Annotated in this window: 8 protein-coding genes; 5 read left to right on the top strand and 3 right to left on the bottom strand. The window is 70.4% G+C overall.

The window, feature by feature from the left end:
- The first annotated feature begins 179 nt into the window (after positions 1-179).
- A complete protein-coding gene (gene speB / locus ACX28W_RS09780) occupies positions 180-1,172 on the top strand; it encodes an agmatinase (protein ID WP_458998416.1) in 993 nt (330 codons plus the stop codon).
- Positions 1,169-2,857, top strand: a complete 1,689-nt coding sequence (locus ACX28W_RS09775) for a thiamine pyrophosphate-binding protein (protein WP_458998414.1) — start codon at positions 1,169-1,171, stop codon at positions 2,855-2,857. Before speB ends, ACX28W_RS09775 begins: the two co-directional genes overlap by 4 nt.
- Before the next feature lie 21 nt (positions 2,858-2,878).
- On the opposite strand, the gene ACX28W_RS09770 is transcribed toward ACX28W_RS09775, so the two are convergent.
- The 3 genes from ACX28W_RS09770 to ACX28W_RS09760 form a co-directional block, all read right to left on the bottom strand.
- Complete coding sequence (locus ACX28W_RS09770; protein WP_458998412.1) at positions 2,879-3,682, bottom strand: endonuclease I family protein; 804 nt, start codon at positions 3,680-3,682, stop codon at positions 2,879-2,881.
- Between the two features lie 235 nt (positions 3,683-3,917).
- Entirely contained in the window at positions 3,918-6,182 is a 2,265-nt protein-coding gene (locus ACX28W_RS09765) for an ArnT family glycosyltransferase (protein ID WP_458998411.1), read from the bottom strand.
- Positions 6,183-6,304: 122 nt separating this feature from the next.
- A complete protein-coding gene (locus ACX28W_RS09760; RefSeq protein ID WP_458998409.1) occupies positions 6,305-6,907 on the bottom strand; it encodes a hypothetical protein in 603 nt (200 codons plus the stop codon).
- A 317-nt stretch (positions 6,908-7,224) separates the two neighbouring features.
- Here ACX28W_RS09760 and ACX28W_RS09755 point away from each other — a divergent pair, with 317 nt between their 5' ends.
- From ACX28W_RS09755 to ACX28W_RS09745, 3 genes are all read left to right on the top strand, one after another.
- Positions 7,225-8,076 carry a serine hydrolase gene (locus ACX28W_RS09755; RefSeq protein ID WP_458998407.1) on the top strand — a complete coding sequence of 284 codons (852 nt, stop codon included), beginning with the start codon at positions 7,225-7,227 and terminating at the stop codon, positions 8,074-8,076.
- A gap of 94 nt (positions 8,077-8,170) precedes the next feature.
- Positions 8,171-9,250, top strand: coding sequence for an esterase-like activity of phytase family protein (locus tag ACX28W_RS09750; protein ID WP_458998405.1), 1,080 nt, complete (start codon positions 8,171-8,173; stop codon positions 9,248-9,250).
- Between the two features lie 60 nt (positions 9,251-9,310).
- On the top strand, positions 9,311-13,042 hold the full coding sequence (locus ACX28W_RS09745) for an ABC transporter ATP-binding protein (RefSeq protein ID WP_458998403.1): 3,732 nt from the start codon (positions 9,311-9,313) through the stop codon (positions 13,040-13,042).
- Positions 13,043-13,064 lie beyond the last annotated feature (22 nt).

Raw genomic sequence — 13,064 nt, 5'->3', positions numbered from 1 at the left:
GCGGGTAGTCCGCGGCAGGTTGTGCCCACGCGGCGCAGCCGTACGTGTCTGCGCCCCGCGCCCGAACAACTTCGACCCGGCCGTCCGTACCCTTACGGCGGCCGGGCCGGGCGGTCCCTGTCCGTGGGGTCCGCGACACTGGAAGACGCAGTACCCGCACCACCTGGAGGAGTCCGACGATGAGCAGCACCGAGAACCCGGCAGCAGGCGGCGACCAGCCACGCGGCCCCGTCGACTCGTCCCGCATCCCGCGGTACGCGGGCCCCGCGACCTTCGCCCGGCTGCCGCGCCTCGACGAGGTCGGCGCGGCCGACGTCGCCGTGGTCGGCGTGCCGTTCGACTCCGGCGTCTCGTACCGGCCCGGCGCCCGCTTCGGCGGCAACGCGATCCGCGAGGCCTCCCGGCTGCTGCGCCCGTACAACCCGGCCCAGGACGCCTCCCCCTTCGCCCTCGCCCAGGTCGCCGACGCCGGTGACATCGCGGCCAACCCGTTCAACATCAACGAGGCCGTCGAGACGGTGGAGGCCGCCGCCGACGAGCTGCTCGGCACGGGGGCCCGCCTCATGACCCTCGGCGGCGACCACACCATCGCCCTGCCCCTCCTGCGCTCCGTCGCGAAGAAGCACGGCCCCGTCGCCCTGCTCCACTTCGACGCCCACCTCGACACCTGGGACACCTACTTCGGCGCCGAGTACACGCACGGCACCCCGTTCCGCCGCGCCGTCGAGGAAGGCATTCTGGACACGGAGGCCCTCTCCCACGTCGGCACCCGCGGCCCGCTGTACGGCAAGCAGGACCTGACCGACGACGAGAAGATGGGCTTCGGCATCGTCACCTCGGCGGACATCTACCGCCGCGGCGCCGACGAGGTCGCCGACCAGCTGCGCCAGCGCATCGGCAACCGCCCGCTGTACATCTCCATCGACATCGACTGCCTCGACCCGGCGCACGCGCCCGGCACCGGGACGCCGGAGGCCGGCGGCATGACCTCGCGCGAACTCCTGGAGATCCTGCGCGGACTGTCCTCCTGCAACCTGGTCTCCGCGGACGTCGTCGAGGTCGCCCCCGCGTACGACCACGCCGAGATCACAGCGGTGGCCGCGTCCCACACGGCGTACGAACTCACCACGATCATGTCCCGCCAGATCGCGCAGGAGAAGGCAGCGAAGTGACTCACGACCACGACCTGGTGCTCCGCCCCACCGCCGCACAGACGGAGGCCGCGCTGAACCCGCCCCCCGGCCGCAACGGCGGAGACCTGGTCGTGGAGACCCTCTCCGGTCTCGGCGCGACCACCGTCTTCGGACTGCCCGGCCAGCACGCGCTGGGCATGTTCGACGCCCTGCGCCGCTCGTCCCTCCAGTACGTGGGGCTGCGGGTGGAGAACAACGCGGGCTTCGCGGCGGACGCGTACGGCCGGATCACGGGTGAGGCGGCTCCGCTGCTCCTCTCGACGGGCCCCGGGGCGCTCACCTCGCTCGCCGCGCTCCAGGAAGCCGCGGCGGCCAGCGCCCCCGTGCTGGCGATCAGCAGCCAGATCCCCACCGCGGGACTGGGCGGCGGACGCCACGGCTATCTGCATGAACTCCCGGACCAGCAGGCGTCGTTCCGAGGCGTGGTGAAGTCCGTCCACACGGTCCGCAGCCAGTCCCAGATCCCGTCCGCCATCGCGGCCGCCTGGGAGTCGGCACTGACGGCGCCGCACGGCCCGGTCTGGGTGGAGATCCCGCAGGACGTACTTCTCGCCGAAACGCACCTGCCGGTGGTGACGGCGATGGACGCGACACCGGAGGAAGTCGTCCCGCGCCCCGAACTGACAGCGGTCGCGGCCGACCTGCTGTCCCACGCCGCCCGCCCCGCCATCATCGCGGGCGGCGGAGTCGTACGAGCGGACGCGTCCGGCAAACTGCGCCAACTCGCCGAACGGCTGAACGCACCCGTCGTCACCACCTTCGGCGGCAAGGGTGCCTTCCCCTGGAACCACCCGCTCTCGCTCCAGTCCTGGCTGGAGGACCGCCACACGACCGACCTCCTGGAGGACGCGGACGTCCTGCTCGTGATCGGCTCGGGCCTCGGCGAACTCTCCTCGAACTACCACACGTTCAAGCCCCGCGGCCGGGTCATCCAGATCGAGGCCGACCTCGGCAAGCTGGAGTCCAACCACCCGGCGCTGGGCATCCACGCGGACGCCCGGCTCGCGCTCTCCGCGCTCCTGGAGACGGTGGAGGAGCGCCCCGACCCCACGGCGGCAGACCGCGTACGCACCCTGCTGGCGAAGGTCGCCGAGCGCATCGCCGGCCAGGAACTCACCCTGGAACAGGAGGTGTTGGCGTCCGTCCGCCGAGCCCTCCCGTCGTCCTCCCCGTCCTTCTGGGACATGACGATCCTGGCCTACTGGGCATGGTCGGCCTTCGACCCGCGCGGGACGAACCTCATGCACTCCGCCCAGGGTGCCGGCGGCCTCGGCTACGCCTTCCCGGCGGCGCTGGGCGCGGCGGCCGCCGACCCCGCCCGCCCGGTCCTCGCCGTCTCCGGCGACGGTGGCGCGTTGTATTCAATCGCCGAACTGGCCACCGCCAAGCAGTCCGGCCTGAACGTCACTTGGCTGATCGTCGACGACGGCGGCTACGGCATCCTGCGCGAGTACATGACGGACGCCTTCGGCCAGGCGACGGCCACGGAGCTGTCGCGTCCGGACTACGTGGCCCTCGCGGAGTCCTTCGGCGTCCCGGGGGTCCGTACGACCCCCGGGACACTCGAAGAGGACCTGGCCAAGGCCCTGGCGACACCGGGGCCTTCGGTGGTGCTGCTCCCAGCGGTACTGCGGATGTTCGCGCCTACGCATCTCGGGAGCTGACAGCCAGGAACGGGCCGTCGCCTACCAGATCGCCTCGACCCACTCCGGGTGGTCGATGAACGGGTTGCGGTTGTGCTGGTAGGTGTCGTAGATGACCTGGTTGCGGCGCTCCTCGAAGGCGTTCGGCGGGTCCTGCTCGTTCCACTGCTTCAGGACCGAGAGGCGGCCGTGAAGCGGGACGCTGCCGTTGGTGACCAGGTCGTTGGGCTCGAGGTTGGCGAAGCCGTCGTCGCCCTCGTAGCGGACCGCCATGTAGAGGATCATGCGTGCCACGTCGCCCTTGACCGCGTCGCGCGGCTCGAAGGAGTTGGAGTCCGTGTAGCTGCCGGGGGCGCCGCTGACCGCGCTGCCGCCGTTGTCGAAGTCCTTGTTGCCACGCGTGCTGTTGACCTGCACGTCCTCGGGACGCAGGTGGTGCAGGTCGGTGCCGGGCCCGGCCGAGGTGCCGAAGTCGCCGTGGGACTGGGCCCAGACATGCTCACGGTTCCAGTTGCCCACGGCGCCGCCGTTCAGGGACTTGGACCGTGAGGTGCCGCCGTACAGCAGGATCACGTTGCTGCTGTTGTTCGGGTCCTGGTCGGTGACCTTGAGCGCGTCCCAGACCGCGGAGTACGAGAGCTTGGTCTGGGGGGTGATGATCGTGTGCAGCGAGGACTTCAGGCTGGTGCCGGTCTTGCCGATCGCGTTCTTGTAGTACGTGGTGTCGTACGCGGTCGTCGTGGCACTGGCGGGGCTCGCGGTCACCGTCGGCAGGGTGAGGCCGACGAGCACGGCGGACGTGGCGAGCGCTAGCGTCTTCCAGCGGCGTATCTGCGTGGCGGGCATGTGGGGACGTCCGTTCTACGCGGGTTGAATGAATGGACAACCCGGAGCGTGGCATGGACATGCGTTTCACTGAGTGAACGTGACGTGTCTGTTGTGTGTCGGGAACGGGCAAGTCGTTGTTGTCCCCAGCTTTTGACGGTTCTTGGGAACTCTTGCCACACGCGTCGCGGCCCCTGACCGGGAATCCGGTCAGGGGCCGCGACGCGCGTGTGCGTGTGTGGTGTGTGCGTGGACGTCAGTTCAGATCGGACGGGTCCAGGCGGTAGAGCGTCGACTGGGTGGTGTTGGCCGTGCTCGAACTCGACTCGGAGGTCGCGCTCTTGCTGTACGCGCTCTCCTTCACGGCCGTGGCGTTCTTCTCCACCCAGGCCGTGACCTCCGAGCTGACGCTGTCGGAGTTGCCTTGGCCCATGCCGCCGCCCATGCCCCCGCCGCCGAGCTGGATGTAGTGCAACTCGCCCTTCTTCACGAGCTCCTTGAGCTTGGCGAGCGTCATCGCCTTGTCGGTGCCGGACCATCCCCACATGGAGATGACGGGCTTCCCGGTGCTCACGATCAGCTGCGCGGCGCTCTGCGAACTGGACACCGCGAGCAGCCACTTGGCGCCGTCCTGGTGCTTCTCCAGGTAGGAGATCAGCTCGGTGTCGGCGCCGCCGCCCATGCCGCGGCCGCCCATGCCTCCGCCCTGTGTGCCGCCGCCCGGGGTACCGGCAGTGCCGGTACCGCTCGGGGGCGTACCCATGTCGCCGCCCTGCTGAGCGCCCTCCTGCTGGGTTCCGCCCTGCTGTCCGCCGGGCATCCCGCTGCTCGGGGCACCGCTCGGGGTACCACCCGGCGGCGTACCCATCTGGCCGTCCTGGCCGTCCTGGCCGTCCTGGCCGGTCTGGCCGCCCTGCTGCTGGCCACCGGGCATCTCGCCCCCGGCGTTGCCACCGGGGAAGCCGCCCGCGCGGCCACCGCCACCGCCGCCACCGCCGCCGAAGCCCATGCCGCCGCCGGTCGTGGGACCGGCCGTCGGGTTGGTGCCGCCCATGCCGCCGCCCGAGCCCGCGGGCACCGAGGCGGCGTACGCGGTCGGGCCGGCCAGGGCCGCCACGATCGCGGCGGCCACGGAAGCGGCGAGCAACTGGATACGTCGGCCGGAGCGGAAGACGATCAGGCCCGCGATCGCCAGCGCCATTACCACCGCGATCGTCGGCCACAGCCAGGTGTTCCAGCCGGAGGCTCGGCGCAGCAGCACGATCGACCAGATGCCGGTGACGCCCAGAGCGACGGGCAGCACCCACACCCACCGCTTGTCGGCCCGGAACGCCTTCAGCAGCATCACCCCGCCGCCTCCGCACAGGGCCGCGACCCCGGGGGCGAGCGCGGTCGTGTAGTACGGGTGCATCGTGCCTTCGGCCATGGCGAAGGTCAGGTAGTGGAAGAGGGTCCAGCCGCCCCAGAGGATCAACGCGGCGCGGGTGAGGTCGGTACGCGGGGCGCGGCCGCGCAGGACCAGGCCGCCGACGAGGGCGATCGCCGCGAAGGGCAGCAGCCAGGAGATCTGGCCGCCGAGGGTGTCGTTGAACATGCGGCCGATGCCGGCGGTGCCGGCGAAGCTGCCGCCGCCGCCCCCGCCGTTGCCCTCTCCGCCGAAGACTCGGCCGAGGCCGTTGTAACCCATGATCAGGTTCCACGCGGTGCCGTCCGTCGAGCCGCCGATGTACGGCCGCTCCGACGCGGGCACCAGGGACACGGCCGCCGCCCACCAGAAACTGGCGACGGCCAGGGCCACGCCCCCGAGCAGCAGGTTGACGATCCGCTTCACCAGGCCGAGGCGGGTCGCGTACAGGTAGACCGCGAAGACGGCGGGCAGCGCGATGTAGCCCTGGAGCATCTTGGTGTTGAAGGCGAGCCCGAAGCACACCGCGGAGCCGAGCAGCGGCAGCAGCTTGCCGTTGTGGACGGCGCGCAGCGCGAGGGCGGCGCCCCCGACCATCAGCAGCACCAGCAGGGAGTCGGGGTTGTTGTCGCGGTTGATGGCGACGGTGATCGGGGTCAGCGCGAGCACGAGCGCCGCGATCGCGGCGGCGCCGTGTCCGAACACTCGCTTCACCGACGAGTGCAGGATCCAGATCGTGCCCACCGCGGCGGCGATCAGCGGCAGCATCATCTGCCAGGTGCCGTAGCCGAAGATCCGGCAGGACAGGCCCATGACCATGAGCGTGAACGGCGGCTTGTCGACGGTCATGAAGTTTCCCGCGTCCAACGAGCCGAAGAACCATGCCTTCCAGCTGTCCGTGCCACTGAGCACGGCGGCGCTGTAGAAGCTGTTCAGGCTGTCGGACGACAGGTTCCAGGAGTACAGCGCGGTGGCCAGCACCATGATCGCGATCAGGGCGGGCAGTGACCAGTGGGGCGCTTTCTCCGGCGGCCCGGACCGCTCGGGCGGCGGCGAGGCGGAATCGGCCGCGGGGGACACGGGGGCGTGGGGATGCGGATCGGTGGCAGACGTCACCACTGAACCGTGCCGGGGGGCGATGGGTGCGCACTGTGGTCTTGCTGGGCGTGAGCTGTGTATCGGGTCGGCTGTGGCCCAAGTCGGGGAGGGGTTTGGAGGGGGCTGGTAGGGGGCCGGGCTCAGGTGGACCAGGGGGCGAGCAGGTCGCTCAGCAACTCGGTGAAGGCGCCGTCCAGGGCGTCCTCCCGGTGCTGGTCTCCCACGGCTTCGGGGCAGAGGGCGGCGGGGCGGGCGATCCAGAGGATCTTCCAGGGCCTGGAGTGCAGCGCGGGGTCGCCCCAGACGCCGCCGTGAGGAACGAGCGGGTGAAGCAGATCACTGATCCGCCCCAGCACGAGCTCTACCAGCGGACCCTCGATCGCCGCGTGCGCGGTGGCGAACGCCGTGGGAGAGGAGCGCGCGACGGCGGCCGTGGTCGGATGGCGGCGGATCCCGCGCACGACGTGGGTCAGGTGGTCGCTGATCCCTGGAACGGAGCCGTCGCTGGGGCAGGTGCGGTTCGCCGTGTCGAAGGCGTGCCCGAGTTCGGCCTTCAGTGCGAGCAGGCACAGTCGGAAGGCGGATTTCCAGTTGTCGTAGAGGAAGTTGCGTGACGTGCCACAGCTTCGGGCGATGGCGGTGAGGGACACGTCCAGGCCGTCGGTGCGCATGAGTGTGCGCACCGTGGAGATCACCTGGCCTGTGCTGTGCGGGTGGTGGTCGTACGCGTATCCCGGGCTCATGACACCTATGGTGGAAAAAAGCGTGAGCGGTTGAGGGGGAAATGTCATTCAAGCGCTCAAATGAGTGGCATGTGAACGGTGGGGGTGGGAGTGCTCACGGTTTGTTGGAGGTACCCCCCATACTGGCCGAGCACAGTTGCTCAGGCGGGCAGCTCGCCGGCGGGTCGGCGACCACCGGCGTCCCGGCGGCCAGGTCGCTTCGTAACCTGAGCCCCGTCTCGCGAACACACGTACAACTTTCGGCCAGTGCGGCGAGTCATGGGATGCGAGTGCGCCCTTGGCGCATTCGTATCGCTTCGAGGGGATGGGAAGCCTCCATGACTCACCGAATACCCCGGCGCGCCCGGGTGCTCGCGGCGGGCCTCGGTGCCGGGGTGCTCGTGCCGTTGGTGGCCGCCGCCACGCCCGCCGCCGCGGCCACGACGCCCACGGTCAGCTGTACGTCGAGCAAGGCGGGCCTGGCCACCAAGCTGCAGAAGGACATCACCGCGGCGCTCGAGAGCCGCAAGGGCACGGTCGCCGTCGGCCTGTACGACCGTACGACGAAAACGAGCTGCAGTCTGCGCGGCAGTACGGCCTACGACTCCGCCAGCATTGTCAAGGTCACCGTTCTGGCCACGCTGCTGTGGGACGCCAAGAAGCACAACCGGTATCTGACCAGTCGCGAGCAGAGCCTCGCCACGGCCATGATCACCAAGTCGGACAACGCCTCCACCAGCACGCTGTGGAAGCAACTCGGCGTGACCAAGGTGAAGGGTTTCCTCACCGCCGCCGGGATGACGCAGACCAAGCCGGGAGCCAATGGTTACTGGGGTCTCACCCAGATCACCGTCCGCGACGAGCAGAAGCTGCTCCAGCTCATCACCGCCAAGAACTCGGTACTGAGCGACAACTCCCGCGCGTACATCCTCAAGCTGATGGGCCAGGTCATCTCCTCGCAGCGCTGGGGTACGCCGGCCGGGGTGCCCTCCGGCGTCTCCGTACACGTCAAGAACGGCTGGCTGTCGCGGTCCACACACGGTTGGCGCGTGCACAGCGTCGGCACCTTCAAGGGCGGCGGCCACGACTACATGATCACCGTGCTCACCCACGGCAACAGCACCATGAACTACGGCATCACCACGATCCAGGGCGTCGCCAAGGCCATCCACAAGGACCTCGCGAGCTGACTCCCCTGGCCCCCTGAACCCCTGAACGCGCTGAACTCCCTGTGATTCACGGCGAGTCCGTCCCCGGGTCACCCGTGCGTCCTACCGTGACGCCATGCGCCCCAGAACCGTACTCGCCACCGTCACCGCCGGCCTGGCGGCGGCCACCTGTCTGACCGCCGCCGGGCCCGCCGTCGCCGCCCCGAGCGGCAACGCGTGCTCGCCCTCGGTCTCCATCCAGAGCTACTCCGACGCGCTCGACAAGACGACGTACGAGGGCACGTTCGTCGGCAATCTCTCCGCGCTCGCCGTGGACCGCGACGGATCGATCGCCGCGCTCTCCGACCGGTCTTCCCTCTTCACCCTGGACCGGAAGACGCTGAAGCCCACCGGTGTCGTCCCGCTCGCCGACGGGAAGGGTGCCGCGCTCGACTCCGAGGGTCTGGTCGTCGACCTCCCCCACTCTCGGCTTCGCTCGAGCGGGGGGAGGACCCCCATCGGCACCCGCCTGGTCAGCTCGGAGTCCGAGCCCGTCGTACTCCGCTACGAGCGGGACGGCACCCTGGTCGACAGCCTCCCCGTGCCGGACGCGCTCAGGGTCGCCCCCGCCGGCCGCGCCACCTCGAACCAGACCTTCGAAGGGCTGACCCTGCTGCCCGGCGGGCGCACCCTGCTCGCCGCGATGGAGGGCAGCCTCAGCGGCGACACCAGCGGCATCGTGCGCTTCCAGACGTGGGAGCGTAAGAAGAACAGCGACTTCCGGCTCGCCGCCCAGTACGGCTACCGCACCGACACCGGCCTCGGCGTCTCCGAAGCCACCGCCACCCCTGATGGCCGCCTGCTCGTCCTGGAGCGCGGTTTCACCTCCGGCGTCGGCAACACCGTCCGCCTCTACCTGGCCGACCTGCGGCACGCCACGGACACCAGCGCCGTGGACACCCTCACCGGCCAGAGCGGCGTCCGTCTCGCCCGCAAGACCCTCCTCGCCGATCTCGTGAACTGTCCTTCACTGGGCGCCCAGGCCGAACAGCCCCAGCCCAACCCCCTCCTCGACAACATCGAGGGCCTCGTCGTCACCGGCCGCTCCGACAAGGACCTGAACCTCCTTCTGGTCAGCGACGACAACCAGAACGCGGTCCAGATAACCCGCCTGTACTCCCTGCGCGCACGTCTGCCGTTTATTGCGGAGGGATGAAATCCGCTTGACTGAGCGTTGGTGCCTTCCGGCGGAGTGAGATCTACGGAAGGCACCGGCGTGGCAGCGCAGCAGGGGGAGAAGGGCGGCTGGGCACGGCGGCTCGCCGGGTACGCGTGGCGGTATCCGAAGGACGTGCTGCTCGCGCTCGGTTCCTCGCTGGCCGGCATGGCCGTCATGGCGGTCGTCCCGCTGATCACGAAGGTGATCATCGACGACGTGGTCGGGGGTCACAGCCGCAGCATGGCCCCCTGGGCGGGCGCGCTCATCGCAGCTGCCGTCGTCGTCTACGTCCTCACCTACATCCGCCGCTACTACGGCGGCCGGCTCGCCCTCGACGTACAGCACGACCTGCGGACCGAGATGTACGGCACCATCACCCGGCTCGACGGGCGGCGCCAGGACGAGCTGTCCACCGGCCAGGTCGTCGGCCGCGCCACCAGCGACCTCCAGCTGATTCAGAGCCTGCTGTTCATGCTCCCGATGACCATCGGGAACCTCCTCCTCTTCCTGATCTCCCTCGGGATCATGGCCTGGCTCTCGCTGCCGCTCACCCTGGTCGCGCTCGCCGTCGCCCCCGCCCTCTGGTTCATCGCCAAGCGCAGCCGCGCCAAGCTGCACCCCGCGACCTGGTACGCGCAGGCCCAGGCCGCCGCCGTCGCGGGCGTGGTGGACGGCGCCATCAGCGGCGTACGCGTGGTGAAGGGCTTCGGACAGGAGGAGCAGGAGACCGGGAAGCTCAGGGAGGTCGGGCGGCGGCTCTTCGCGGGGCGGCTGCGCACGATCCGGCTCAACAGCAAGTACACCCCGGCCCTCCAGGCCGTGCCCGCCCTCGGCCAGGTCGCGATGCTGGCGCTGGGCGGCTGGCTCGCGGTGCGCGGGCAGGTCACGCTCGGTACGTTCGTGGCGTTCTCCTCGTACCTCTCCCAGCTCGTCGGGCCGGTGCGGATGCTCGCCGTGGTCCTCACCGTCGGGCAGCAGGCCCGCGCCGGTGCCGAGCGCGTGCTCGAACTCATCGACACCGAGCCGTCGATCCAGGACGGGACGAAGACCCTTCCGGCCGAGGCGCCCGCGACCGTCGAGTTCGACGACGTGTCGTTCGGATACGAGGAGGGGCGGCCGGTCCTGGACGGGCTGAGCTTCGAGATCGGACCGGGCGAGACCCTGGCCGTCGTCGGCTCGTCCGGCTCCGGCAAGTCGACGATCTCGTTGCTGATGCCCCGCTTCTACGACGTGACGCACGGCGCCGTCCTCATCGGCGGCCACGATGTGCGCGAGCTGACCCAGGAGTCGCTGCGGGCCGCGATCGGGCTGGTACCCGAGGACTCCTTCCTCTTCTCCGACACCGTGCGCGCCAACATCGCCTACGGCCGCCCGGACGCCACCGACGAACAGATCGAGGAGGCCGCCCGAGCCGCGCAGGCGGAGCGTTTCATCGCCGAGCTGCCCGACGGCTACGACACCAAGGTCGGCGAGCACGGCCTCACTCTCTCCGGCGGCCAGCGCCAGCGCGTCGCCCTCGCCCGCGCCATCCTCACCGACCCGCGCCTGCTCGTCCTGGACGACGCCACCTCCGCCGTGGACGCCCGCGTCGAGCATGAGATCCACGAGGCGCTGAAACAGGTCATGGAGGGCCGGACGACCCTCCTGATCGCGCACCGCCGCTCCACGCTCAACCTCGCCGACCGCATCGCCGTGCTCGACGGCGGCCGGCTCGCCGACATCGGCACCCACGAGGAACTCCAGCAGCGGTCCCCGCTCTACCGGCGGCTGCTCACGGACCCGGACGGGCTCGGTGGGGTCTCCCCGGGACACGCCCAGCCCGCCGCGCCGACGGAGGACACCTCCGTACGGGACGAACTGGACGCCGAGTTCGACGCCGAGCGGGGGGTCACCTCGCATCTGTGGACGGGTGACCGCGAGCGCCGGGACACGGCACTGGAAGGAACGCCCGCCACACCTGAGCTCCTCGCCCAGGTCGAGGCGCTGCCCCCGGCCACCGACACCCCGGGTGTCGACGAGGCACGCGCGGTCACGTCCGAGGAGTCGTACGGACTGCGCAGGCTGCTGCGGGGCTTCGGGCTCCCCCTCCTGGTCAGCCTCGGCCTGGTCGGCATCGACGCCGGTATGGGTTTGCTGCTGCCTGTGCTGATCCGGCACGGCATCGACCAGGGTGTGTCCCAGGTGGCCCTCGGCGCGGTGTGGGTCGCGGCCGCGCTCGCGCTCGTCACCGTGCTCGTCCAGTGGGCGGCGCAGATCGGCGAGACGCGGATGACGGGACGGACCGGGGAGCGGGTCCTGTACTCGCTCCGGCTGAAGATCTTCGCACAGCTGCAGCGGCTCGGACTCGACTACTACGAACGGGAGTTGACGGGTCGGATCATGACCCGGATGACGACCGACGTCGACGCGTTGTCGACCTTCCTGCAGACCGGCCTGGTCACCGCCTTCGTCTCCGTCGTCACCTTCTTCGGCATCATGGCCGCGCTGCTGGTGATCGACGTACAGCTGGCGCTGGTCGTCTTCGTGACGCTGCCGGTGCTGATCGTCGGCACGTTCTTCTTCCGCCGGGCGAGTGTGAAGGCGTACGAACTCGCCCGTGAGCGGGTGTCCGTGGTCAACGCCGACCTTCAGGAGTCGGTCTCCGGGCTGCTGATCCTGCAGGCGTTCCGGCGTGAGCGTTCGGGCGGGAAGCGGTTCGCGGAGGGCAGCGACAGCTACCGCAGGGCGCGTGTCCGCGGACAGTGGCTGATCTCCGTCTACTTCCCCTTCGTCCAGCTGCTGTCGTCGGTCGCGGCGGCCGCGGTGCTGATCGTCGGCGCGCACCGGGTGGACGCCGGGACGCTCACGACCGGCGCGCTCGTCGCGTACCTCCTCTACATCGACCTGTTCTTCGCCCCCGTGCAGCAGCTTTCACAGGTCTTCGACGGCTACCAGCAGGCGACGGTCTCGCTCGGCCGGATCCAGGAACTGCTCCAGGAGCCGACGTCGACGAAGACCGCCGACAAGCCGCTCGACGTGCCCGCGCTGCACGGCGACATCGCCTTCGAGGACGTCGACTTCGCGTACGGCGACGACGAGGAGGCGCTCAGCGGGGTCCGTCTGAGCATCCCCGCCGGGCAGACCGTCGCCTTCGTCGGCGAGACCGGCGCGGGCAAGTCGACGCTGGTGAAGCTGGTCGCCCGCTTCTACGACCCGACCGGCGGGCGGGTGACCGTGGACGGCACCGATCTGCGCGCCCTCGACATCACCTCCTACCGGCACCGGCTCGGTGTCGTGCCCCAGGAGGCGTACCTCTTCCAGGGCACGGTCCGTGACGCCATCGCCTACGGCCGTCCCGACGCGACCGACGCCGAGGTGGAGGCCGCGTCCCGCGCGGTCGGCGCGCACGACATGATCGCCACGCTCGACGGCGGCTACCTCCACGAGGTCGCCGAGCGCGGCCGCAACCTCTCCGCCGGGCAGCGCCAGCTGATCGCGCTGGCCCGCGCCGAACTCGTGGACCCGGACGTCCTGCTGCTCGACGAGGCCACCGCCGCGCTCGACCTGGCCACGGAGGCCCTGGTCAACCAGGCGACCGACCGGCTGGCAGGCCGCCGTACGACGCTGGTGGTCGCCCACCGGCTGACCACGGCCGCCCGTGCGGACCGCGTCGTGGTGATGGCCCACGGCCGGGTCGCGGAGGACGGTACGCACGACGAGCTGCTTCGACTGGACGGCCAGTACGCGGAGTTGTGGCGGACGTTCGTGGGAGCGCCGGAGCCGGAGGAGCCGGTCGGCTCCTCCGCCTGAGTCTCCTTCGGGGGGGGCGGAA

The organism is Streptomyces sp. SD15 (genome assembly GCF_054462255.1).
The sequence above is the reverse complement of the archived record's forward strand: the minus strand, read 5'-3'. Positions and strand labels throughout refer to the sequence as shown.

Coding starts and splice junctions, on each gene's coding strand:
- ACX28W_RS09750 (WP_458998405.1), top strand. CDS start 8,171: ATGCGCCCCAGAACCGTACTCGCCACCGTCACCGCCGGCCTGGCGGCG.
- ACX28W_RS09755 (WP_458998407.1), top strand. CDS start 7,225: ATGACTCACCGAATACCCCGGCGCGCCCGGGTGCTCGCGGCGGGCCTC.
- ACX28W_RS09770 (WP_458998412.1), bottom strand. CDS start 3,682: ATGCCCGCCACGCAGATACGCCGCTGGAAGACGCTAGCGCTCGCCACG.
- ACX28W_RS09760 (WP_458998409.1), bottom strand. CDS start 6,907: ATGAGCCCGGGATACGCGTACGACCACCACCCGCACAGCACAGGCCAG.
- speB (WP_458998416.1), top strand. CDS start 180: ATGAGCAGCACCGAGAACCCGGCAGCAGGCGGCGACCAGCCACGCGGC.